Source organism: Streptomyces sp. T39 (assembly GCF_008042045.1).
GTDB lineage: Bacteria > Actinomycetota > Actinomycetes > Streptomycetales > Streptomycetaceae > Streptomyces.
Map to the genome: position 1 here is coordinate 978,427 of NZ_RDBP01000012.1, position 22,549 is coordinate 1,000,975.

The window sequence follows — 22,549 nt, forward strand, 5'->3', positions numbered from 1 at the left end:
GGAGACCGTGTTCATGCTGCTGCGCGAGGGCCCCGACCTGGAGGGCCTGCCCGACGAGCTGCGGCCGCTGATCGAGCACTGCATGCAGATGGAGGCCGGTCTGCGGCCGTCGCCGGCCGACCTCCAGGCGCAGCTCGCCCCGCATCTGTTCTCGTCCGGGCACGACGACAGCGGCACCGCGTCCGCGTGGCTGCTCGGGGGACATGTAGGCGGGGGTGCCGACGGCGACGTTGGTCATCGTCAGCCGGGTGTTGGAGACACCCGACGCGATGCCGAAGTCGATCACCCGGGGGCCGTCCTCGACCACCAGCACGTTGGACGGCTTGAGGTCCCGGTGCACCAGGCCCGCCCCGTGGATGGACTGGAGCGCCTCGGCGATGCCGGCCGCGAGCCACCGCACCGCCTGCGCGGGCATCGGCCCGCACTCGTTGACGATCTCCTCCAGCGACGGCGCCGGCACGTAGGCGGTGGCGAGCCAGGGCACCGATCTGCCCGGAATCGCGTCGGAGGACTTCCGCATGTGGTCGCCCCGGGGCACCGAGCCGGGGGAGAGCACCGCCGTCGGGGGCCGCAGCGTCATCGACGACTCCCTGCCCGTCGTCGTGCCCGGACGAGAACAGATGCGGGGCGAGCTGCGCCTGGAGGTCGGCCGGCGACGGCCGCAGACCGGCCTCCATCTGCATGCAGTGCTCGATCAGCGGCCGCAGCTCGTCGGGCAGGCCCTCCAGGTCGGGGCCCTCGCGCAGCAGCATGAACACGGTCTCCACCGGGTTGGCGCCGTGGAACGGCGCATGTCCGGTGGCCGCGAAGACCAGGGTGGAGCCGAGCGAGAAGATGTCGCTGGCCCCGGTGACGCTGCGCGAGTCGCGCGCCTGCTCGGGGGACATGTAGGCGGGGGTGCCGACGGCGACGTTGGTCATCGTCAGCCGGGTGTTGGAGACACCCGACGCGATGCCGAAGTCGATCACCCGGGGGCCGTCCTCGACCACCAGCACGTTGGACGGCTTGAGGTCCCGGTGCACCAGGCCCGCCCCGTGGATGGACTGGAGCGCCTCGGCGATGCCGGCCGCGAGCCACCGCACCGCCTGCGCGGGCATCGGCCCGCACTCGTTGACGATCTCCTCCAGCGACGGCGCCGGCACGTAGGCGGTGGCGAGCCAGGGCACCGCGGCCCGGGGGTCGGCGTCGACGACGGCCGCCGTGTAGAAGCCGCTGACCGCGCGGGCCGCCTCGACCTCGCGCGTGAACCGCACGCGGAACAGCTGGTCCTCGGCGAGCTCCGTGCGCACCGTCTTGATCGCCACCCGGCGGCCGGACGCCGACCGTGCGAGATAGACCAGTCCCATGCCGCCGGCACCGAGCCTGCCCAGCACCTCGAACGGACCGATCCGTCTCGGGTCGTGCTGCGTCAGCTGCTCCATACTTGCGTGCCACCTCCCCGTACGGGCTCTCGTGTCATGGAGCCCGTCTCTTGCCGCCCCGTGCAGGGTCTCACCATCGAGCCCTCTGCGGTGAGCACCCTGATTCTTCCTGTCCGGGGCGGCGGTTGCGAACCCGGGGGCGGATCGGGGTGTCTCACCCCGTATCGGGCGCGGATGTGAGGTCGCGGCCCGCCGCGCGGCCTGCGTCCGGCCCGCTCGTGGGCCCGTCGCCCGGGGCGCGCACGGGCCCCGGGGAGTCGTGCGGCCAGGGCTTCCCGGGCTCCTCGCCGTCCTCGTCACCCTCGTCGCCCTCGCCCGGGGTGCGGACGTCCTCCCGTGCCCTGCCGGGGTCCGCGCCGCCGGCGGGCTCCGCGAGCACCGCGAACGCGGCGCCCTGGTCGTCGGTGAGTTCCGCGATGCGCCCGTAGGGGATGTCGTACGGGGCGGTGCGCACCCGCCCGCCCAGCGCGGCCGCCCTGCGGGCGGCCTCGTCGCAGTCCTCGACGCAGAAGTAGACGAGGAAGTGGCCGGGCATCTCGGCGGGCAGGGAGTCGTCGATGACGCTGCGGCCCCCGACGGCGGTGCTCTCCCCCGGCTCGGTGCCCCGGGGCGACCACATGCGGAAGTCCTCCGACGCGATTCCGGGCAGATCGGTGCCCTGGAAGCCGAGCACCCCCTCGTAGAAGGCGTCGACCCGCTCCTTGTCCCGGGTGTACACCTCGGTCCAGCAGTACGACCCCGGCTCGCCGTGTTTCTCGAAGCCCTCGCGCTCCCCGGCCTGCCAGAGACCGAAGACCGCGCCCGCGGGGTCCGCGACGACGGCGTACGAGCCGGCCGGTCCGACCGACAGCGGGGCGTTGATCACCTGTCCGCCGCCCTCGGCGATCCGCCGGGCGAGCGCGGGGGCGTCCGGGGTGGCGAGGTAGACGCTCCACACCGTGGGCATGCGGCCGTCGCTCTTGGGGGTGAGGGCGGCGACGAGCCGGCCGTCGCTGTAGGCGTCCGCGGAGCGGGCGCGGGTGCGGCCCCCGGGGAGCCGGTCTCCGCCGCGGTCGGTGAACGTCCATCCGAAGAGCTCTCCGTAGAAGCGCTTGCCCGCTTCCACATCAGGGAGCGCCGCGTCCACCCAGCACGGCATTCCCTGTACGAATTCGGCCATCGACGTTCCGCCTTCCCTGTGGTGCCCGTCACACTCAAGCTAACGGCGGTGGATGCCGGGCGCTCGGAATGGACTCGTACAGATGTCCGAAGGGAGAGTATTTCGGCGCTTTGGTCACCCCGTGCGAGGGCGCGTCACCTCATGTTGTCCACGAAAGTTGTCCACAGGCTGTTGATAACACTTTCGTCTGGACCGCTGGTCACCCCATTTGCACTCGGCCGAATCGCGCGCAGATCACCCGTCGGTAAGCTGACCGGCATGACAGGACAAGTGCGCACGGTCGACGGCCGCGTGGCCGGTCGACGCGGTCAGGCGACGCGGCAGAAACTGCTCGACTGCCTCGGCGAGATGCTCAGCTCCTCGCCGTACCGGGACGTCAAGGTCATCGACGTCGCCCGGAAGGCGGGCACTTCGCCCGCGACGTTCTATCAGTACTTCCCCGACGTCGAAGGGGCCGTCCTCGAGATCGCCGAGGAAATGGCCAAGGACGGCGCCTCGTTGACGAGCCTGGTCTCCGGACGCTCCTGGGTGGGCAAGGCCGGATGGCAGAGCTCCGAGGAACTGGTCGACGGATTCCTCGACTTCTGGCGGCGCAACGACGCGATCCTGCGGGTCGTCGACCTCGGCGCCGCGGAGGGCGACAAGCGGTTCAACAAGATCCGCATGAAGATCCTCAACTCGGTCACCCACTCCCTCACCGAGGCGGTGCAGGAACTCCAGGCCAAGGGCAGGGTCGACAAGGACGTGAACCCGGCCGCGATGGCGGGCTCCCTGGTGGTCATGCTGGCCGGGGTCGCCTCGCACCAGAAGGGCTTCACCACCTGGGGCGTGAAGCAGGCCGAACTCAAGCCCAACCTGGCCCTGTTGGTGCACCTCGGCATCACCGGCAAGAAGCCGGCGAAGTAACCCCGGCGCGGCGCGCCCCGCCGCGACCCCACCCACGTCCTGTCACGAAGACGGCGGTTCACCCCAGCGGTGGCCGCCGTTGTTCGTCTCCGGCGGCGGCTCCCGCGCCGGGTGACACCGGCCGGCGCGCTGTTGAATGGCCTCATGAGCGACCACGACAGCGCACGGCAGCGGGAGTTCGACGCGCTGCTGCGCACCAGGCGGGTGTGGGACCTGCCGGAACTGCCCGCCTTCGACCCGGACACCGCACCCGGCGAGCCCCTGCCCCTCTTCCACCGCTGGTTCGCCGACGCGGTGGCGGCAGGCCAGCCCGAGCCGCACACGACGACGCTCGCCACCGTGGACGACCGGGGCCGCCCCGACGCGCGCACCCTGATGCTGCACGGCGCGGACGAGCGGGGCTGGCACTTCGCGTCGCACGCCACCAGCGCGAAGGGCCGCCAGCTCGCCGCCCGCCCGCAGGCCGCCCTGCACTTCTACTGGCCCGCCCTCGCCCGCCAGATCCGCCTGCGGGGCACGGTCACCGCGGGTTCGTCCGCCGAAGGGCAGGCCGACCTCCACGCGCGCTCCACCGGCGCGCTCGCCGCGGCGCTGACCGGCCGCCAGAGCGAGGTGCTCGGCTCGCGCTCCGAGCTGGCCCGCGCCTCGCAGGCGGCATGGGACCGCGCCGCGGCCGAGCCCGGCGCCCCCGTGCCCGGCTGGACGCTGTACGTCCTGCGCCCCGAGGAGGCCGAGTTCTTCCAGGGGGACGAACGCCGCAGGCATGTGCGGCTGCGGTACCGGCGGTCCGACGAGGGCACCGGCGACTGGCTGCGGGAGCTGCTGTGGCCCTGAACCGAGCGCCCGTTGCGGGGGCGTGACCGATTCGCAACCGAACTCGGTCTTGACCGAGACCCATCAAGAAAACGGAAGTTTTACGCTCTCGGTCCATGGCCGGAGAAATGGGCAGGACCAAGGGCATCGACCGCACGGACGACCGGCCCGTCTACATCGTCGGCGGCGGACCCGGCGGGCTCGCCACGGCGGCCGAGCTGCGCCGCCACGGGGTACGGGCCGTGGTGCTGGAGAAGGCCGACACCGTGGGAGCCTCCTGGCGCGGTCACTACGACCGGCTGCGCCTGCACACCACCCGCGCGGGCTCCGCGCTCCCGGGTCTCGCGATGCCGCGCTCGTTCGGCCGGTGGGTGGCCCGCGACGACGTCGTCCGGTACCTGGAGAAGTACGCCGAGCACCACGAGCTGGAGATCGTCACCGGTGTGGAGGTCTCCCGCGTGGAGCGGGCGGCGGACGGGCAGGGCTGGCTGCTGCGCGCCAGCGGAGGCCGCGAACTGACCGGCCGCGCGGTCGTGGTGGCCACCGGGCACAACCACACCCCGCGGATCCCCGAGTGGCCCGGCCGGGACACCTACGAGGGCACGCTCCTGCACGCCCGGGACTACCGCGACGCCGCGCCCTTCGCCGGCAAGGACGTCCTCGTGGTCGGCGCCGGCAACACCGGGGCGGAGATCGCCGTCGACCTCGTCGAGGGCGGCGCGGCCCGGGTGCGCCTCGCGATCAGGACCGTCCCGCACATCGTGCGCCGCTCGACCGCGGGCTGGCCCGCCCAGCGCACCGGCATCCTGGTGCGCCGCCTGCCGGTGCGCCTCGTCGACAGGGCCGGCGCGCTGCTGTGCAAGGTCGCCGTCCCCGACCTGGCCGACCGGGGCCTGCCACGCCCCGACACCGGCCTCTACTCGCGGGTCGCGCAGGGCGCCATCCCCGTGCAGGACGTGGGCCTGATCGACGCGGTCCGCAGGGGCCGGGTCGAGATCGTCGCCGCGGTGACGGCGCTCGACGGCGGGAAGGTGGCGCTGTCGGACGGCTCCCTGGTCGCGCCCGAGGCGGTGATCGCCGCCACGGGCTACCGCCGCGGACTGGAGGGGCTGGTGGGCCACCTGGACGTGCTGGACGCCGACGGCGCCCCCCGGGTGCGCGGCGCCCGCTGCGCGCCGGGTGCGCCGGACCTCTACTTCACCGGCTACACCAACCCGATCAGCGGGATGCTGCGGGAGCTCGCCCGGGACGCGTCCCGCATCGCCCGCGCGCTCGCCCGCACCGCTCGCTGACGTCGCCCGTGCGCTCGCCCGGGGCGCCGGCCGGCTCCGCGCCCCCGGCGCGAGAGCCAGGTCCGAAAGCCGCCAGCGGGCGGGGGCGGGTGTCGGCGAGGCTGGGGCGCATGGAGACCGCATACGAGAGTGTCGCCGTCGCACCGGACGTGCTCGCGCGGCTGCGCGAGCGCGACGACGCCGGGCGGGTGCCCCGCCCGTTCACCGATGCCGAGGGGGGCGCGCCCCTGCGCTGCTGTCTGCGGCACAGCCGGGCCGGCGAACGCCTGGTCCTCGTCTCGTACGCGCCGCTGCGCGGATGGGCGGCCCGGACCGGGGCCGAGCCCGGGCCGTACGACGAGGTGGGGCCCGTCTTCGTGCACGCCGATCCGTGCGCGGGACCGTCGTCCGGGCCCGGGTACCCGGCCGGACTGCACGGCGCGCGCCGGGTGCTGCGCGCCTACGACGCCGGAGGCCGCATCCTGGGCGGCACCCTGGTCGAGCTGCCGAAGGAGCGGGCCGGGGAGGTGGACGGGCTGCTGCGGGAGGTCTTCGCCGACCCGGCCGTCGCCCTCGTCCACGTCCGGGCCGTCGAGTTCGGCTGCTTCATGGTGGAGATCCGGCGCCGTACCGGCTGAGGCCGCGGGCGGCGCGCCCGCCCGGGCTTCTCAGGCGGGCGTGGCCGGCGCGAGGGCCGGCAGGGGCCCACGCCGGATGACCAGGGCCATCAGGGCCGCGGCGGCGCACAGGGCCCCGGAGGCGTACCAGACCACGTCGTACGAGCCGAAGACGTCCCGGGCGACACCGCCGGCGAAGGCGACGACCGCCGCGCCCACCTGGTGGGAGGCGAGCACCCAGCCGAAGACGATGGCGCTGTCCTCGCCGTAGTGCTCACGGCACAGGGCGAGCGTCGGCGGAACCGTGGCGACCCAGTCGAGTCCGTAGAAGACGATGAAGAAGACCATCGGCGGCTGCACCGACGGGGCGAGCAGCATCGGCAGGAAGAGCAGTGAGACGCCCCGCAGCGCGTAGTAGACGGCGAGCAGCCGGCGGGCCTCGAAGCGGTCGGTGAACCAGCCGGAGGCGATGGTGCCCACGACGTCGAAGACCCCGATCACGGCGAGCAGCGAGGCCGCGGCCGTGATGGGCATGCCGTGGTCGTGGGCCGCGGGGACGAAGTGGGTCTTGACCAGGCCGTTCGTGGAGGCCCCGCAGATGGCGAAGGTGCCGGCGAGCAGCCAGAAGGGGCCGGTCCGCGCGGCCGAGAAGAGGACGCTCAGCGCCCGGCGGGCCGCGCCCCGCACGGGCGGCGGCTTGGGCGTGAAGCCCTCGGCGCCGTACGCGGCGACGCCGGCGTCGGCGGGGTGGTCGCGCAGCAGCAGCCAGACGAACGGGACCACCGCGAGCGCGGCGAGCGCCACGGTGACCGCGGCGGGGCGCCATCCGTGGTCCTCGACCAGCCAGGACAGCAGCGGCAGGAACACCAGTTGGCCGGAGGCACCGGCGGCGGTGAGGATGCCGGTGACCAGACCGCGCCGTCGGACGAACCACCGGTTGGTCACGGTGGCGGCGAACGCGAGCGCCATGGAACCGGATCCGAGGCCGACGAGGACGCCCCAGTAGAGGACCAGCTGCCAGGGCTCGGTCATCCGGACGGTCAGCACGGACCCCACCGCGATGACCGTGAGGGCGACGGCGACGACCTTGCGGATGCCGAGCCGGTCCATCAGCGCGGCGGCGAACGGCGCGGTCAGTCCGTAGAGCGCCAGATTGACCGAGACGGCGAAGCCGATCGTTCCGCGCGACCAGTCGAACTCCGCGTGCAGCGGTTCGATGAGCAGGCCCGGCAGGGAGGCGAAGGCGGCGGCGCCGATGATCGTCACGAAGGTGACGGCGGCGACGGACCAGGCGCGGTGGACGCGGGGCGGGCGGACGAGCGGGCGGCGCGGACCGGGCCTGCGGTCGGTTGTCTGGGTCACGCGGACAGCCTGCTGGTCCGTACGGTCCGCAACGAGTGGCCCGAGGGACAGCATTCGCTAGGATCGGGCCATGACCGCGTCCCGCCACCGTGTGGTGGTCCTCGCCCTGACCGGGCTGCTCCCGTTCGAGCTGGGGATCCCGCACCGGATCTTCGGCCGCGCCAAGGGCCCCGACCGCTCCCCGCTGTACGAGATCGTCACCTGCGGGCTCGCGCCCGGCCCGGTGCGCACGGACGCCGACTTCGACGTGTGGGTCGAGCACGGCCCGGAGGCGCTCGCCACCGCGGACACCGTCGTGATCCCCGCCTCCTACGAGCTGGGACCGGTCTTCGACGAGGGCCGTCTCACCGACGCACTCGCCGCGGCGCTGGCGTTCGTCCGGCCCGGCACCCGCATGGTGTCCATCTGCACGGGCGGGTACGTGCTGGCCGCCGCCGGACTGCTCGACGGCCGCCGGGCGACCACCCACTGGGCGTCGGCGGACCATTTCCAGCGGCTGTTCCCGTCCGTCCGGGTCGACGCCGACGTGCTGTTCATCGACGACGGGGACGTCCTCACCTCGGCGGGCGTCGCGGCCGGCATCGACCTGTGTCTGCACATCGTGCGCCGCGACCACGGCACGGCCGTCGCCAACGAGGTCGCCCGGCGCACGGTGGTGCCGCCGCACCGCGACGGCGGCCAGGCGCAGTACATCCACCGGCCGGTGCCGGAACCGCAGATGGCGACCACCACGGCGGCGCGCGCCTGGGCCCTCGGCAGGCTCCACGAGCCGCTCCGGCTGCGCGATCTCGCGGAGCAGGAGTCCATGTCGGTGCGGACGTTCACCCGGCGCTTCCGCGAGGAGGTGGGCGTCAGCCCCGGCCAGTGGCTCACCCGTCAGCGCGTCGAACGGGCGCGGCATCTGCTGGAGTCGACCGACCTGTCGGTGGACCAGGTGGCGCGGGACTCCGGCTTCGGCACGGCCCAGTCGATGCGCCAGCATCTGCTGTCCGTGCTCGGTGTGCCGCCGACGGTGTACCGGCGGACGTTCCGGGCCACGGCGGACGGCGGCTGAACGGGCCGGGGGGCCGCCGGGGAAACGGGGCCGGCGGSCSCCCGGGGGTCACCGGGCGGTGGCGCGGAGCTTCCCGTACGGATCGATCCCGTACGCCCCGGGCCGGCCGGGCTGCGCCCCCTGGGGCGCGGGCCGGGCCGGGCCCTGCGGGACCCGGGTGTGCGGGGCGACGTGGGGGGCGTCGGAGCCGGGACATCGGTCCACCTCGCACCAGATGGACTTGCCGGAGCCCTCGGCCGTCCAGCCCCAGCGGTCGGCCAGACCGTCGACCAGTTCCAGGCCCCGGCCGTTGGTGTCGTCCCCGTCCGCGTGACGGGGGCGCGGCGGGCAGGCGCTCGCGTCGGCGACCTCGACGCGCACCGTGCCGGCGTCGGCGGGGCCCGGGCCGAAGAGCATGCGCAGCACGGCGGGGCAGCCGGTGTGCACCACGGCGTTGGTGACGAGCTCGGAGATCAGCAGGATCAACGTCTCGGAGAGCGGCTCGTCGTCCCCCAGACCCGATCTCAGCAGCCGCGACCGCGCCCATCTCCGGGCCCGCCCCACCTCCGCGGGGTCGGGACCGATCTCCAACTGAACCTGAAGCACCTGCACCGCTCACACCATCCGAACCGGCGGACACATCGCCTTGCGCCTCACTGCCATCACGGAACGTGATTCCCTTGCAGGACAGCATGGTTGACGTACAGTCACCGCAACAAGCGCTTCGGGCATATTCCAGCGCGAAGGAGTACCCATGGTGCATACTGTGCGACGCGCTGCCGGGGCAGTCGAACACGGGCTCGGCGCCCGCATCCGTGCCGGATGATCAGCGCGCATCGAGGGGACCGGGGCGGCCGGAACGACCGCGCCGTGGGGTCTCGTCCTCGCGGCGACTCGCATCACACGGAGCGTACCGGAGCACCCCGGCGACTCCGGGCCGTGACGACCCCGTCCGAGGACACAACCCGGTATCAACACACGGTGACGCTCCAGAGTGCCCGGGCCAACGCCGGCCGGCGCCCCGCGACATGGCACGGGGCGCCGGCGGGCGGGGTCGCCGCCCGCTCCGGCGTGACGCCGGCGCCGGGCGGGGGACCTGCCGCGAGGGCGGTGCGGGGTCGAGCGGCGACGCCCGGCGAGGGCCGCCGCGACGTCTCCCGCCGACGGGGCCGTTCCGGGCGACGACGCCTCGCTAGCGGGGCTGTTCCGGGGTGACGCAGTACGCCGCGAAGCCCGCGAGGACCTCCCGCTCGGAGATCCGGCCGTCGCTGTCGGCGTCCAGCGCGGCGGCGGCACCGTCCGCGAGCCGCCCCTCGATGCCCAGGGCGCGCATCACCCGGGCGGCGGCCTCGGGCGTCACGCCGCGGCCGTCCTCGTCGGCGACGGCGTACACGGCGTGGAGGAACGGCCGGGCGATCTCGCCGAATCGCTCCGGGTTGTCGCGCAGTCTCTTGGCCGCGCCGGTGACGAACTCCTCGCGGCTGACCCGCTGGTCCCCGTCGACGTCGGCGATACCGGCCATACCCTGCCAGAACGCCTCGGCACCGATGTAGACCGCCTGGCCCTTGTCGGAGCGGGCCGTCACGGAGAACTCGGCGAGCACCGCGGCGGCGGCCCTGCTGAAGTCCTCGCGGTCGATGGAGCCGTTGTGGTCCTGGTCGAAAGCCGCGAAGCGGGAAGCGATCTTCCGCTCGTATTCTGCGCTGTCCATGCGGGGAGGGTACGGCCCCGAGGGCTGACGCGTGTACACGGCGGGGGAATTGAGGGCGCGCGACCTGCGGGGCACGTACGGGTGTCCGACGGGTGCGCCGGCGCGCGCCACCGAGCCGCCACCTGCGCGGACGCGCCCCGGGCCGCTAGGCGGAGAGCGGCCGCGCCTCCTCGTCGGCGGCCGCCCCGGCGTCCGCGTACACCTCGAAGAGGCGGCGCACGCCGAGCGCCGCCAGCACGCGGTTGACGTGGGAGCCGTCCTCGGCGCCGTGCGCCGGCAGCACGAGCCGCAGCCGGCCCTGGCAGGACCGCATCAGACGCCGGGCGGCGACGAGCACGCCCACCCCGCTGGAGTCACAGAAGTGGACCCCCGACAGGTCGAGGACCACGTCGCGGTGGCCCGCCGCGACCGCGTCGTGGACCCGCTGCCGCACGACGGGCGAGGACACGAGGTCGAGCTCGCCGCTCACGTGCAGCACGGTCCACGAGCCCTCGCGGGCCTCGACCACCTTGAGCATCATCTGTGGAGCCCTCCTCGAACCGGCCTGCCCCGAAGAACGGAAGCCGTCCTTCCACTGCCCCCCTGCCCTGCCGCCCATCCCTGAAACGCGACGGACATCACGCGGAGTTCCCCATTCCGCTCCCCGGGCCCGGCGCCCTCTACCACGCGGAGCCGCCCCGTGGACGCACTTGCCGCAAAGGGGAGTGCGTATGCCAATCGGCGCACTACATTCGAATGGGACACAGGACGGCGACGCAGCAGGGCACGACGCTCGGACCGCAGGGACTGGGGGCCGCATGGCGAAGGACGCACCACCGCGCTGGGACCGCAGGATGCAGCAGCGGCTCGCGCGGGGCGAGGCCGCGGCGCTCGGGGAGCTGTACGACCGGTTCGCCGCGCTCGTCCACAGTCAGGCGCACCGGGTGCTGGAGGACGACGACGCCGCCGACCAGGTCACCCGGGAGGTCTTCGGCTACATCTGGGAGCACCCGGACGCCTACGACCCCAAGCAGGGCTCGATGCGCTCCTGGGTGGCGCGGCTCACCAACGGCCAGGCCGTGGAACGTCTGCGGCGCAACGAGGCGGCGGCCCTCGCCGAGGGCGGTGGGGGCACGGCCGAGGAACTGGAGCAGAAGGTGCGCAGGGCGGCCGTCGCCGCGCGCGCCGACTACATCGTGACGTCCATGCCGGCGCCGCTGCGGGCCGCGCTGGAGCTGGCCTACTTCCAGCGGCGCGACTACCGCCAGACGGCCGCCGACCTCGGCGTCACGGAGGACGAGGCGCGGCGCCGGCTGCGGCTCGGTCTGCAACTGCTGTCCACGGCGCACACCCGGTCGCTGGAGGGCTCCTCTCCCCCTGGATACGGACGAGCACTGTGAACACGCCGAACGGCCCCGTGGACGGTGGCGACGACGACCGCGAGCGCGACGAGGTGCGCGGCCTGCCGCGCATACCCGCCCCGCGCTGGGCCCCGGACGACCTCTCGCCGGAGGCGTACCGCCCCCGCCCCGCCCTGCCGCGCCGCGGGGACCCCGCCGGGTCGGGTGGACGGGACGGGTCGGGGGACCGCGAGGAGGCAGGTCCCCGCGACCCGTTCGGAGACCGCGACGGGGCCGGAGAGCCTGCCGGGCCGGGGGACCGGGACGGGTCCGCGGAGCGGGACGGGGGGCGCGCGACGGGCGGTGACGGCGCGGCCGGCCGCGGGCGGGTGGAGCCCGGTGCGCCGGGCGCCGGTGGCGGCGCGGGGCCGGGCGAGGACCCCGCGGGGCCCGGTGACCCCGGGCCGGCGGAGGCCGGGGACGCGGACGGAGGCGCGGCGGTGGGGCGGACGCACGGCGTGCTGAAGTCGCTGCTCGGCGCGTGGGCACTGTCCGCGTGCTCCGCCGAGGAGACCGCCGCCGTCGAGGAGCACCTCGGCGAGTGCGCGCCCTGTGCGGAGGAGGCCCTGCGGCTGCGCGAGGCCGTCGGGCTGCTGCACACCGACCGGGATCTCGACCTCGACCCGCGGCTCCGCTTCCAGGTGCTGGAGAACTGCCTGGGGCGCCGGCCGGCCCGGATCCCCGTGCCCGGCTGGGCGGACGCCTACGACGCGGAGACCGCCCGGCTCGACGCGCTGCTGCGCGACATCGGCGAGTCGGAGTGGCACGCGCCGGTGCGGCTGCGGTGGTTCGAGGGCGAGCGCCAGGTGAACCGGCGCACCACCGTCGCGGGGGTGATCGCCCACCTGATGAGCGTGGACGGGCTGGTCTCGGCCGCCCTGGGTCTCGACGACCCCCTGGGGCCGTCGGCTCCCGGCCTGCCGGCGGAGCGCACCGAGACCTTCTGGGGCGCGGCCGACAGGCCGCCGACGCGCACGATCCGCGAGCCCTGGCGGGACCAGAGCCACACCCTCATCCGGACGGTGTCGTTCGCGGGCCGCGGCGCGTCCGATCTCTCCGTCTCGTACGGGGCGTTCGCCCTGCCGCTGCGCGACGCGCTGCTGGACCGCGCCTTCGAGTGCTGGATCCACGCGGACGACATCGCCGGCGCCGTCGACTACCCGTACGAGCCCCCGAGCGGTGCGCATCTGCACCGGATGATCGACCTGGCGGCGCGCCTGCTGCCGGCCGCGCTCGCGGACCGCCGCCGGGCGGGTCTGGCAGGACCTGCCCGGCACCTGGTGACACCGGGCTCCCCCGGCCGGTCGCTGCACCTGGAGGTCGAGGGCTCGGGCGGCGGGAACTGGTACATCGCCCTGGACTCTCCCGCGGCGGTCGGCTCCGCCGACCACTCGGTGGCCCAGGTGGCCCTGGACGGCGTCGAGTTCTGCCGCCTCGTCGCCGGGCATGTGGCACCCGAGGACGCCGCCGCCGGGCAGGACGGCGACCGCGACGCGATCTCGGACGTGCTCTTCGCGGCGGCCGCGCTCAGCAGACTCTGAGCGCCTCGCGGCCTCCGGGCAGGGGACGTCGGTCCCGCGATCCGTCCCGTCGCGAGCAACCGGAGCGGGGGTGATCGGAGAAGGGCGCGCACGACCGTCGCCCGGGCGGGCGGGCGTGGCTATCGTGGGGCGCTATGAGCGAGCCGTTACGCACCTCCAACTCTGCGTATGTGGAGGAGAGTTGGCGGGTTCGTCTGCTCCGTGCGCAGGATCGGTCGGGCCGCCCGCTGGGGGCCGGGGTCCTGCTGCCCGGAGGTCTGGTCCTCACCTGCGCGCACACCGTCGTGCCGGCCCAGGGCGCGTCGGGCGGGCGGGTGCCCCTCGGCACCGTGTACGTGGACGTGCCGGGCGCCGCCTTCGGACGCGGGACACGGGAGCCGTTGCGCGCACGGCTGCTGGACGAGTACCTCGTCCCGCCCGCGGCCCACAGCGGCGGCGACCTGGTCCTGCTCAAACTGGACCACGAACCGGACGCGTCCCCCGCGGTGCTGCACCGTCAGATCCCGGTGCGTGGCGAGCGGGTGCACTTCACCGGGTACCCGGAGGACCTGCCGGGCGGGGAGCACCTGGAGGCCAGGCTGATGGGCCGCGGCGGTCCCGCGCCGACGCCCGAGTGGGTGCAGCTCGACCCGCACGGCGCCGCCTACCCCGTACGTCACGGCTACAGCGGCAGCGGCGTGGTCCACAGCCGCTCCCGACGGGTCATCGGCATCGTGGCGCACCGGCTCGGGACGGCGCAGGCACCGGTGCGCCGGGACCACGCCTATCTGATCCCGACGGAGACCGTGCTGCGGCATCTCCCGCTGGAGCGGCTGGGGTTGACGGTCCGGGGCCCCCGGGCGGTCTCCCGGGACGTGGCCCTCTCCCCCGGCCGGACCGCTTCGGGCCGGGTACCCGGCCTCCAGCGGCGCCTGACGCGCTGGCTCGACGGGGCGCCGGACACGGACCGGGTGGAGCCGGTGTTCGCGGGCGAGGGCGAGCACGAACTGCTGCACACCATCCGCTCGGTGCTCACCCTCGCGGACCGCGAGCAGAGCCCGGCGGTCCCACCGGAGTCCGACGCCCCGGCCCCGTCCCGCGACGAGCCGCAGGCGGGCAGCATCGACTTCGCGGTGGACGCGACGAACCGCACGGCGGCGGAGCTGGCGCTCCAGGCGGCGGAACGCATCGGCCTGGCGGCCCCGGACGACGAGGAGGAGACAGACGCGGATGCCACCGCGGGCGCGGACGACGGCGCGTCCGCCGCGACGGACCCCCATGCCCGCCTCCTCGGGCGCATCGCGGCCGAACGGACGCCGCTGACGGCGGCGTTCCTCGCCGTCGACCGTTCGGCGTCCCCGGACGCCGAGATCGTGGACCTGCTGCGCGCGCTCCTCGCAAGCGACCGGGCCAGGCTGCTGCTGGTCTTCAGCGACCCGCACTCCCCGCTGTTCGCCCGGGTGCGGGAGGAGGTGATGGAGGAGGACTGGGAAACCCTCAGGACGAAACGTCTCTCCGGTCGCGTCCAGCGCCTCGCCGAGACCGAACTGCGTCTGCACCGGCTGCCCGGCCCCGCCGCGGCCGGCGCCTCCCGCCCGCGCTCCCGCGCGCCCCGCCTGCGCCGTGAGCTGCGGCGAGCCGCCGCGGAGGCATCGCGACCGCCCGCCGCCGACCCCGGCCCGGGGCCCTTCGCCGGCGACCGGTCGCCGGAGCACCCCGCCGGTGACCGCGGCACACAGCCGCCCGGCAGCGACCCCGCCCAGGAGGAACCCCTCGCCGGTGACCGCTCCCCGGAACCCGCCGGGGGTCACCCCGGGCAGGGGCGCCTCGCCGGTGACCGCGTGGCGGAGCGCCCCGTCGCGGGCGACGTGGGGCTGCCGCGGCGGCTGTTCCGGCTGGCGGTCGACGTGGAGGCGGCCCTGCTGGAGGCCGAGAACGCCGAGGGCGCGTCCGCCGGCCCCATGGGAGCGCGGGAGTTCGTGGTCGAGCCGCCCGGCGGCGAGCTGGCGGACCTGCCCGTCGTCGCCGTGCGCGATCCCGCCGCGCTCGTCACCCCGGGCGCCGTCGCCGGGACCGCGCCGCTGTCGGCCGGTGATCTGCTGCACCAGCAGTACGAGGTGGTGGGGCCGCTCGGGCACGGCGCCCACGGCCAGGTCTTCCTCGCCCGCGACCTGCTGCTGGAGATGCGTCCGGTCGCTCTCAAGGGCCTGCTCGACCCCGCCGACCGGGCCGCCGTGCGCCAGGCGCATCAGGAGCGGCTGCGGCTGGTCAGCCTCAACCACCCCGCCATCATCCGTGTCGTCAACTACGCGCGTCACGGCGGCGTCACCCCGGACGGGGCGGACGGCGGGCAGCCCGCCGACTACATCGTCATGGAGTTCGCCGACGGCGCGCGGCTGGCGTGGATCGCCGCCCGTATCGCCCGGCAGGACGCACCGTTCGCCGGCCCGCGGGTCCGGGAGTTCATCGTCGTCTACGGACTGCTGGTGCTGGACGCGTTCAGCTATCTCCACGAGCAGGAGAAGCTCGTGTACGGCGATCTGTCGCTCACCAACGTGCTGCACTGCGGCAACGGCATCAAGCTGATCGACGTCGCGGGGGTGCGCGAGCCCGGCGCCCCGGGGCCGGTCACCCACCGTCCGCCCGAGGCGGGCGCGGGGGGCGAGATCACGACGGCGGGCGATCTCTACACGGTCGGCGCGGTCCTCGGCGCGCTGCTCGCCGAGGACCCGGAGCCGCCGGCCGACCTCGGCACCGAGTCGCTGCACCGGGCGCTGCGCCGGGCCACGGCCGCCGACCCGCGGCTGCGCTACGCCTCGGCGCGCGAGATGCGGGTCCAGCTGCAGGGGGTGCTGCGGGAGCTGCGGTCGCTGCGGCTCGGGGAGGAGACGTTCGAGCCGTCGTCGCTGTTCGCGCCGGCCGCGTCGGCACTCTCCGGCCGGCTGGGGGCGGCGCCGCCGCTGGAACGCTGGGGAGCGGACGCGGGGACCGGGCGGCGGGCGCCCGACGCGCGGGTGCCGGAGCCTGCGGAGGCGGCGGTCGCCCTGCCCGTCCCGAAGCCGGACAAGCAGGACCCCAACTGGAAGGAGCTCCAGCGCACCTCGTACAGCGACGCCGCCGGGCTGCTCCAGCTGAGCAAGGACTGGGAGCCGTCGCCGGAGCTGCATCTGCTGCGCTGCCGGCTCCGGCTGGAGCTCTCGGGGTGGCGGGGGCGGGACCGTGACGACGAACTGCGCGGGGCGGCGCGGGCGCTGGCCGACACGCGGCGGCTGCTGGGCAGCCGGGCCTCCTACGACTGGCGCCTCGACTGGCACCAGGGGCTGCTGGAACTGGCCCGGGGGCAGGTGGCCCGCGCGCTGATCTGCTTCGACGACGTCTACGCGGCGATCCCCGGCGAGTACGCGCCCAAGCTCGCGCTCGGCTACTGCCACGAGCGGCTCGCGGGCGAGCCCGCGTCCCACCCGTCTCCCGGCGGGGCCGGGGACGGACCGGAGGGCTCCGGGCGCAGGGAGGAGCACGAGAGGGAGGCCATGCGGTTCTACGACGCCGTGTGGCGCCGCAACCACGCCCTCGGCGCGGCGGCCTTCGGCCTCGCGCGCATCCAGCTGGCGGGCCACCGGCCGGATCAGGCGCTCGCGTCGCTCGCGGGTGTGCCGCCGGACTCCCGTCACCGCACGGCCGCACGGACGGCGATGGTGCGGATCCACGCGGGGGCGCCGCCCACCGTGGAGTCGGCCCGCCGGGCGCTGTCGGCGGCGCACCGGCTGGTGAGCCACGAGGGGCTCACCGACGGGCGGGCGCAGGAGCGGCTGGCGACGGAGCTCCAGGAGCTCCTGCTCGACCTGGTCCGCGCCGCCCGCGAGAAGGGCGGGGACGATCCGCTGCCCCTGGTGCGGGCGGACCTCCTGGCCCCGTTCCCGGTGCCGTCGACCGAGCGGGAGCTGCGCCGGCAGCTGTCGGACAGCTACCGGCGGCTGGCCAAGCAGGTGCCGCACCCGGAGGACGGGCCCGGTGCCGCCCTGGCGGAGGCCCTGCTGGACAGCGCGTTCCGCACCCGGCCGCTGGGCTTCCGCCATCGCGGCGCGGGTCTCCTGCCGCGCCGCCGCCCGGCCCGCGCACCGGACGGGGGGCCGTGACGCACCCCCGGGCGGGGGGAGGCGGACGAGCGGCGTACCCGCCCGCGCGGGCCCGGTCGGGGAGGCGGACGGGCGGCTACCGCTCCAGGCCCCCGGCCCCGGGGCGTCGTGCGCGGGCGAGGCCGTGGTGACGCGCCGCGCCGGCGGGCCGGCGAGGCCCGGCGCGGGGAGCGCCCCGCCGGGCGGCACGCGGAACGGCGGGGCCTTGCGGGCCCGCGAAGCGACGGGGCGAACGGGCAGCGGGCGGCACGGAGGACGTCGGCGGGAGGGAGCCGCACGCCGCACGGGGACGGCGTGGGCGGGTGGTCGGGTGACCCCGGTGCTGCTCGGCGCCGGCGGCGCGCAGGAGCACGGGGCGCAGCAGCGGGTGCGGGACGAGCTGGCGGCGCTCGCGTACGTGACCGGCGGCTCGGACGCGCCGCGCAGGATCGAGGGGTCGGCCGCCGCGACCTCGCACGCCCTGGGCGGGGCGCACGCCGAGGGCTGGTCGCTGACGGCGGACGTGCTGCTCCCCGTCACCGTGGCCGGCGCCCTGGGGTGCGGCCTGACGCTCTTCCTCTACGGCAGGCCCTATCCGGGCCGCCTCCCCCGGCGCAAGGAGCCGCAGCCATGAGCCGACGTGTCCGCCTGGCGCTCGCGGGTGTGCTGCTCGCCGTCTCCGCCGTCGCCACCGGTGGCTGCGGCTCCCCCGGGGACGACCGGGTGCTGGTCGTCCTCGGGCCCTGGACGGACGGCGAGGAGAAGCCCTTCCGCAAGGCGCTGGACAGCATCGAGCAGCAGACGGGCAAGAAGTACGTCTACACGGGGACGCGTTCGCTGCGGGAGACCCTGGTCGCCCAGCTCCAGGCGGGGGCGCCGCCGGACGTCGCGGTGCTGAGCAGCCCCGGGGAGCTGGCCGAGTACGCCCGGGACGGCCATGCGCACCCCCTGCCGGAGTCGGTGGCGGGTGCGGCCGTCCCGCCGTGGGCGCCGCAGGTGACCGTGTCCGGCACCGGCGACGGGGCACGGACCCGGGCGTACTGGGTGCCGGTGCGGGTCGACCTGAAGTCCGTGGTGTGGAGCAGGCAGGCCGGCGTCCCGCAGGACGGGGAGCCGGCGTGGTGCCTGGCGATGGGATCCGGGGCGACCTCGGGGTGGCCCGGCACCGACTGGATCGAGGATCTGATGCTCCAGCGCGGGGGCACGTCGGGGTACGAGTCATGGGCCACCGGCCGGACCGCGTGGAGCGAGACGAAGGAGGTCTGGCAGGAGTGGGGCCGCCTGCTCACCGCGAACGGCCGGGCTCCCGGCCCGAGGAGTCTGACCGACTCCTTCGAGGCGCTGGGCGGCGGCGCGTACGGGCTCCTCAACCGGGGCGACTGCACCCATGAGCACCAGGGGTCGTTCATCCGCAGGCACTACGGCGACGACGTGCGGCCGGTGCCGACGGCGCGCTTCCTCGACGGCGCGGGGCGCGCCGCGGAGGAGAACGCGTTCGAGGTGTCGGGCGACCTGGCGGCCGTCTTCCGGCCGAGCGCGGCGGCGTGGGATCTCCTGGGCCGGCTCACCTCCCAGGACGCCCGCAGAAGCTGGGCGGAGCACGCGGCCCCGGCCGAGCGGCCGTTCTTCCCCGGCGGCACGGTCGACGCGGGGCAGCCGTCGGCGGCCACCCGTGACGTGCAGTCGCTCTTCGACACGGCGGGCCACATATGCCTGGACGCGTCCGACGCGATGCCGCCGACCCTGCGGGACGCGTTCTACCGGGCGGTGCTGGAGTTCGTCGGCGCCCCGAGGGACGCGGCGCTGCTCGGCCGGCTGCTGGAGCGCCTGGACGCCGAGCGCCGGCTCCAGCTGGACGAGGGCGCCTTCGTGCTCGACGACCTGTGCGACAGACCGGTCACGGGCACCTCCGCCGGCTGAGGCGGGGGCGGCCGCCCGGTCACGGGCCCGTCCACCGGCCGAAGCGACTCGTGCCGGGGCCGCGCGGGTGTCAGGCGAAGACGACCGTGCGGCGGCCGTTGAGCAGGATCCGGTGCTCGGCGTGCCACTTGACCGCGCGGGCCAGCGCCTGGCACTCCACGTCGCGGCCGGTGGCGACCAGTTGCTCCGGGGTGGCCTGGTGGCCGACGCGCTGCACCTCCTGCTCGATGATCGGGCCCTCGTCGAGGTCGGCCGTCACGTAGTGCGCGGTCGCGCCGATCAGCTTCACCCCGCGGGCGTGCGCCTGGTGGTAGGGCTTGGCGCCCTTGAAGCTCGGCAGGAAGGAGTGGTGGATGTTGATGATCCGGCCGCTGAGCTCCTTGCACAGGTCGTCGGAGAGGACCTGCATGTAGCGGGCGAGGACGACCAGTTCGACGCCCTCCTCGCGCACCAGCTCCAGCAGCCGCGCCTCGGCCTCGGCCTTGGTGTCCTTCGTCACGGGGATGTGGTGGAAGGGGATGCCGTAGGAGGCGACGAGCTCGGAGAAGTCGGTGTGGTTGGAGACGACCGCGGCGATCTCCACCGGCAGGACGCCGGTGTGCGCGCGGAAGAGCAGGTCGTTCAGGCAGTGGCCGAACTTGCTGACCATGAGGACGATCCGCATCCGCTCCTCGGCGACGTGGATCTCCCACTCCATCCCGAAGGAGTCGCCGACGGCGGCGAAGCTGGCGCGGAGCTTCTCCACGGTCACCGGGGCCTCGGCGGAGAAGTGCACCCGCATGAAGAACAGACCCGTGTCCCGGTCCCCGAACTGCTGACTGTCCTCGATGTTGCAGCCGGTGATGAAGAGGTAGCTCGACACGGCGTGCACGATGCCCTTTTTGTCGGGGCAGGAGAGCGTCAGGACGTACTGCTCAGTCATCCCCGTAGCCTGCCACAACCCGGACGCCGGGCCGAACACGGTCCACCCAGCGGACCGCGCACCGCGACGCGCGCCACGCGGCGGCCGTCACGGCCCCGCGAGCGTCACGCGCTGGTCGTCATGATCCGCAGGACGTCCAGGGAACGCGGCGGGGTGTCGGGGTCCTCGCCGTCCGCGGACGCCAGACGCACATGCGCCTCGCGGGCGGCCCGGACGGCCTCGGGCCAGCCGTGGTGCTCCAGGTAGGCGGAGACGGGGGCGTCGGGACCGACCTGGTGCATGATGCGCAGCACCCGCAGCACGGCGACGTCCACGAGGGCGGCCTCGCCGGAGTCCCGGAAGATCGTCCCGACGTACTTCTCCGCGGACCAGTTGTCCAGCCAGGTGTCCTCGACCAGGCGGTACACGGCGTCCGTGACGTCGCCGTAGCCCTCCCGGCCGGCCAGCCAGCACTCCTGGTGGAAGACCGGGTCGGAAAGCATGTGCAGCGCCGAGCGCACGTTGCTGCGCCAGCGCCACCAGGGCATGTCATTGAGCGGCATGCCGCCCATGGTGGAGGAGCGACGGCCGCGACGGGAAGGGTTGACCGAACCTTGCTGCACGCCTTCGATCGTACGTTCCCTTTTCGATCACCCGGATCCGCCCCTGCAATTCACCTTCCGGTCACCCAGCGTTGAAGAATGCTCACTGTGCCGTTCCCCGGAAGGAGGAACTGTGCAGAACCATGACCGGTTGGCGTCGCCCCTCCTCCTCCCGCCCCTCGATCGCTGTGCTCCGCGTCCGCGCCGTGTGTACGGCCGCCGTGGCGGCGGGAGCGTCCCTCGTCGCCGGCTGCGGCGTACTCCCTGGAGACCCGGGGGGCTCCAGGGAGCCCGTCACGGTGATGACCTTCGCGCCCGTGGGCACCCGGGCCACCAACATGCCCGGCATGCCGTCGATGGCGAAGGCCTACGCCCGCTGGGCCGCCTCCCGCGGCGGCCTGGACGGCCACGAACTGCGCGTCCTGACCTGCAACAACGACAACTCCCCGCAGGGTGCGGCCGCCTGCGCCCGGCGTGCCGTCGAGGAGAACGTCGTCGCCGTCGTCGGCTCCTACAGCCAGCACGGCTCCTTCATGGCGCCGCTGGAGGCCGCGGGTATCCCCTTCATCGGCGGATACGGCATCTCCGAGGAGGAGTTCACCAGCTATCTGTCCTATCCCGTCAACGGCGGGCAGCCCGCTCTGCTGGCCGGCAACGGCCGGCAGCTGGCCGGCTCCTGCGACGGCGTCGCCCTGGTGCGGCCCGACACGCTGGCCGGGGACGACCTCTCCCAGCTGCTCAACTCCGGCCTCCAGAAGGGGCGGAGCGACGCGGAGACCGCCGACATCCTCGCGGCGGACGACGCCACCGACTACACCGAGCAGGCCGGGCTCGCCCGGAGCCGGGCCTCGGAGCGTCCGGCCGGCTCGACGGCCCCGGGCGAGCGGCCGGGCTGTGTCACCGCCGCCCTGGGCGACCGCACGGAGACCTTCTTCGACTCCTTCCGCCGTCTGCCCGACGACGGGGAGGAGGTCCGCATCGCCTCCGTCATGGGCAGTGTGGGGCAGCCGCTCATCGACCGGACCGGTGGCCGCAAGGGCCCCTTCGAGGGCGCCTACGTCACCGGCTGGTACCCGGACGCGGGCGACAGCCGCTGGGACCCGATGCGCAAGGTGATCAACGAGCACGCCTTCGGCGACGACACCATCGACCCCGCCGACGCGGGCGTGCAGACGACCTGGATCGCGTACACCGTCCTGGAGAAGGCCGTCGGCGCGCTCGGCCGGGACGCGATCACCCCGGCCCGGCTCGCCCACACCCTCGACCAGGGCCTCCAGGTGTCGACCGACGGGCTGACGCCCGAACTGCGCTGGGGATACGAGGACATGCTCGGCGCACCGAACTATCCGCGCATCGTCAACGGCAGCGTGACCTTCCAGATCGTGCGGGAAGGACGGCTGGTGGCCCAGCGCAAAGACTTCGTCGACGTCTCGGACACACTGGCCGCCGTGTCCTGACGCATCCCGACGCGTCGCCGGAGGCGGCGGGGCCGGGCGCACCGTTCCGCGTGTGCCCGGCCCCGCCGCCCGCGTCCCTCAGAGCTGCTCGCTGCGCCGCTCGGTGAGGCCGTGGTCCCGGGCGATGGCGTTCCACAGCGCGGCGGCCTGGTTCTTGGCCCTGGTCGCGTCACCGCTGGCCTTGTTGCCCTGCGCGGTGTGCGAGGTGCTCCGGGCCGTGCCGTCCTTGCAGACCTTCTTGCTCTTGGCCTGCTGCGCCCAGGCCGCGTAGTGGTCGTCGGCGGACGCCGACGCCTGCCACGCCTTCTTCAGCGACGAGTTCAGCTCGGCGTGCTTCGGCAGCTTGTCCACGGTGAGCTCGC

Annotated in this window: 17 protein-coding genes and 4 pseudogenes; 12 read left to right on the top strand and 9 right to left on the bottom strand. The window is 74.6% G+C overall.

What is annotated here, in order from left to right; translation table 11 throughout:
- Nucleotides 1-193 (top strand): annotated as a pseudogene (locus tag EAO77_RS39755) (hypothetical protein); the annotation flags it as partial.
- Here the strand turns inward: EAO77_RS39755 and EAO77_RS05235 are convergent.
- Both EAO77_RS05235 and EAO77_RS05240 read right to left on the bottom strand, forming a co-directional pair.
- Nucleotides 185-1,421: pseudogene (locus EAO77_RS05235) on the bottom strand (protein kinase domain-containing protein); the annotation flags it as partial. The pseudogenes EAO77_RS39755 and EAO77_RS05235 overlap by 9 nt on opposite strands.
- 358 nt (nt 1,422-1,779) lie before the next feature.
- Nucleotides 1,780-2,580: pseudogene (locus EAO77_RS05240) on the bottom strand (VOC family protein); the annotation flags it as partial.
- A gap of 258 nt (nt 2,581-2,838) precedes the next feature.
- On the opposite strand from EAO77_RS05240, the gene EAO77_RS05245 reads away from it, so the two are divergent.
- From EAO77_RS05245 to EAO77_RS05260, 4 genes are all read left to right on the top strand, one after another.
- Complete coding sequence (locus EAO77_RS05245) at nt 2,839-3,486, top strand: TetR family transcriptional regulator (protein ID WP_147986925.1); 648 nt, start codon at nt 2,839-2,841, stop codon at nt 3,484-3,486.
- A 144-nt stretch (nt 3,487-3,630) separates the two neighbouring features.
- Nucleotides 3,631-4,320: a pyridoxal 5'-phosphate synthase gene (locus tag EAO77_RS05250; RefSeq protein ID WP_147986926.1), complete on the top strand. Its 690-nt coding sequence runs from the start codon at nt 3,631-3,633 to the stop codon at nt 4,318-4,320.
- 95 nt (nt 4,321-4,415) lie between these two features.
- Nucleotides 4,416-5,591, top strand: coding sequence for a flavin-containing monooxygenase (locus tag EAO77_RS05255; protein WP_147986927.1), 1,176 nt, complete (start codon nt 4,416-4,418; stop codon nt 5,589-5,591).
- Nucleotides 5,592-5,701: 110 nt separating this feature from the next.
- Nucleotides 5,702-6,208 carry a DUF1203 domain-containing protein gene (locus EAO77_RS05260; protein ID WP_147986928.1) on the top strand — a complete coding sequence of 169 codons (507 nt, stop codon included), beginning with the start codon at nt 5,702-5,704 and terminating at the stop codon, nt 6,206-6,208.
- A 30-nt stretch (nt 6,209-6,238) separates the two neighbouring features.
- Here the strand turns inward: EAO77_RS05260 and EAO77_RS05265 are convergent, their stop codons facing one another.
- The gene (locus tag EAO77_RS05265; protein ID WP_187283119.1) at nt 6,239-7,603 is read right to left on the bottom strand and encodes an MFS transporter; all 1,365 of its coding nucleotides are present in this window, start codon (nt 7,601-7,603) and stop codon (nt 6,239-6,241) included.
- Between the two features lie 16 nt (nt 7,604-7,619).
- On the opposite strand from EAO77_RS05265, the gene EAO77_RS05270 reads away from it, so the two are divergent.
- Nucleotides 7,620-8,603 carry a GlxA family transcriptional regulator gene (locus tag EAO77_RS05270; RefSeq protein WP_147986930.1) on the top strand — a complete coding sequence of 328 codons (984 nt, stop codon included), beginning with the start codon at nt 7,620-7,622 and terminating at the stop codon, nt 8,601-8,603.
- Nucleotides 8,604-8,651: 48 nt separating this feature from the next.
- Here EAO77_RS05270 and EAO77_RS05275 read toward each other — a convergent pair whose 3' ends face one another.
- From EAO77_RS05275 to EAO77_RS05285, 3 genes are all read right to left on the bottom strand, one after another.
- Nucleotides 8,652-9,194 carry an ATP-binding protein gene (locus tag EAO77_RS05275; RefSeq protein ID WP_187283120.1) on the bottom strand — a complete coding sequence of 181 codons (543 nt, stop codon included), beginning with the start codon at nt 9,192-9,194 and terminating at the stop codon, nt 8,652-8,654.
- Between the two features lie 580 nt (nt 9,195-9,774).
- On the bottom strand, nt 9,775-10,293 hold the full coding sequence (locus EAO77_RS05280) for an EF-hand domain-containing protein (protein WP_147986931.1): 519 nt from the start codon (nt 10,291-10,293) through the stop codon (nt 9,775-9,777).
- Nucleotides 10,294-10,438: 145 nt separating this feature from the next.
- Complete coding sequence (locus EAO77_RS05285; protein WP_147986932.1) at nt 10,439-10,813, bottom strand: STAS domain-containing protein; 375 nt, start codon at nt 10,811-10,813, stop codon at nt 10,439-10,441.
- Between the two features lie 277 nt (nt 10,814-11,090).
- Here EAO77_RS05285 and EAO77_RS05290 point away from each other — a divergent pair, with 277 nt between their 5' ends.
- The 5 genes from EAO77_RS05290 (at nt 11,091) to EAO77_RS05310 (ending at nt 19,227) form a co-directional block, all read left to right on the top strand.
- A complete protein-coding gene (locus EAO77_RS05290; protein ID WP_147986933.1) occupies nt 11,091-11,672 on the top strand; it encodes a sigma-70 family RNA polymerase sigma factor in 582 nt (193 codons plus the stop codon).
- On the top strand, nt 11,669-13,213 hold the full coding sequence (locus EAO77_RS05295) for a maleylpyruvate isomerase N-terminal domain-containing protein (protein ID WP_261993804.1): 1,545 nt from the start codon (nt 11,669-11,671) through the stop codon (nt 13,211-13,213). The genes EAO77_RS05290 and EAO77_RS05295 overlap by 4 nt, the downstream gene beginning before the upstream one ends.
- A gap of 134 nt (nt 13,214-13,347) precedes the next feature.
- Nucleotides 13,348-17,328, top strand: coding sequence for a tetratricopeptide repeat protein (locus EAO77_RS05300; RefSeq protein ID WP_147986934.1), 3,981 nt, complete (start codon nt 13,348-13,350; stop codon nt 17,326-17,328).
- Between the two features lie 310 nt (nt 17,329-17,638).
- Nucleotides 17,639-17,941 (top strand): hypothetical protein, encoded by a 303-nt coding sequence (locus tag EAO77_RS05305; protein ID WP_147986935.1) that lies wholly within the window; start codon nt 17,639-17,641, stop codon nt 17,939-17,941.
- On the top strand, nt 17,938-19,227 hold the full coding sequence (locus EAO77_RS05310) for an extracellular solute-binding protein (protein WP_147986936.1): 1,290 nt from the start codon (nt 17,938-17,940) through the stop codon (nt 19,225-19,227). The genes EAO77_RS05305 and EAO77_RS05310 overlap by 4 nt, the downstream gene beginning before the upstream one ends.
- Before the next feature lie 70 nt (nt 19,228-19,297).
- Here EAO77_RS05310 and purU read toward each other — a convergent pair whose 3' ends face one another.
- On the bottom strand, nt 19,298-20,149 hold the full coding sequence (gene purU, locus EAO77_RS05315; RefSeq protein ID WP_147986937.1) for a formyltetrahydrofolate deformylase: 852 nt from the start codon (nt 20,147-20,149) through the stop codon (nt 19,298-19,300).
- A gap of 104 nt (nt 20,150-20,253) precedes the next feature.
- Entirely contained in the window at nt 20,254-20,700 is a 447-nt protein-coding gene (locus EAO77_RS05320; protein WP_147988957.1) for an SCO4402 family protein, read from the bottom strand.
- A gap of 173 nt (nt 20,701-20,873) precedes the next feature.
- Here EAO77_RS05320 and EAO77_RS05325 point away from each other — a divergent pair, with 173 nt between their 5' ends.
- Complete coding sequence (locus EAO77_RS05325) at nt 20,874-22,187, top strand: ABC transporter substrate-binding protein (RefSeq protein WP_147986938.1); 1,314 nt, start codon at nt 20,874-20,876, stop codon at nt 22,185-22,187.
- A 78-nt stretch (nt 22,188-22,265) separates the two neighbouring features.
- Here the strand turns inward: EAO77_RS05325 and EAO77_RS05330 are convergent.
- Nucleotides 22,266-22,549 (bottom strand): annotated as a pseudogene (locus EAO77_RS05330) (hypothetical protein); the annotation flags it as partial.

Bases quoted from the DNA above. Each gene is read 5' to 3' on its own strand.
- EAO77_RS05300 (WP_147986934.1), top strand. From the start codon at position 13,348: ATGAGCGAGCCGTTACGCACCTCCAACTCTGCGTATGTGGAGGAGAGT.
- EAO77_RS05255 (WP_147986927.1), top strand. From the start codon at position 4,416: ATGGCCGGAGAAATGGGCAGGACCAAGGGCATCGACCGCACGGACGAC.
- EAO77_RS05245 (WP_147986925.1), top strand. From the start codon at position 2,839: ATGACAGGACAAGTGCGCACGGTCGACGGCCGCGTGGCCGGTCGACGC.
- EAO77_RS05265 (WP_187283119.1), bottom strand. From the start codon at position 7,603: ATGCTGTCCCTCGGGCCACTCGTTGCGGACCGTACGGACCAGCAGGCT.
- EAO77_RS05280 (WP_147986931.1), bottom strand. From the start codon at position 10,293: ATGGACAGCGCAGAATACGAGCGGAAGATCGCTTCCCGCTTCGCGGCT.
- EAO77_RS05310 (WP_147986936.1), top strand. From the start codon at position 17,938: ATGAGCCGACGTGTCCGCCTGGCGCTCGCGGGTGTGCTGCTCGCCGTC.
- EAO77_RS05285 (WP_147986932.1), bottom strand. From the start codon at position 10,813: ATGATGCTCAAGGTGGTCGAGGCCCGCGAGGGCTCGTGGACCGTGCTG.
- EAO77_RS05250 (WP_147986926.1), top strand. From the start codon at position 3,631: ATGAGCGACCACGACAGCGCACGGCAGCGGGAGTTCGACGCGCTGCTG.
- EAO77_RS05325 (WP_147986938.1), top strand. From the start codon at position 20,874: ATGACCGGTTGGCGTCGCCCCTCCTCCTCCCGCCCCTCGATCGCTGTG.
- EAO77_RS05270 (WP_147986930.1), top strand. From the start codon at position 7,620: ATGACCGCGTCCCGCCACCGTGTGGTGGTCCTCGCCCTGACCGGGCTG.
- EAO77_RS05320 (WP_147988957.1), bottom strand. From the start codon at position 20,700: ATGGGCGGCATGCCGCTCAATGACATGCCCTGGTGGCGCTGGCGCAGC.
- purU (WP_147986937.1), bottom strand. From the start codon at position 20,149: ATGACTGAGCAGTACGTCCTGACGCTCTCCTGCCCCGACAAAAAGGGC.
- EAO77_RS05260 (WP_147986928.1), top strand. From the start codon at position 5,702: ATGGAGACCGCATACGAGAGTGTCGCCGTCGCACCGGACGTGCTCGCG.
- EAO77_RS05290 (WP_147986933.1), top strand. From the start codon at position 11,091: ATGGCGAAGGACGCACCACCGCGCTGGGACCGCAGGATGCAGCAGCGG.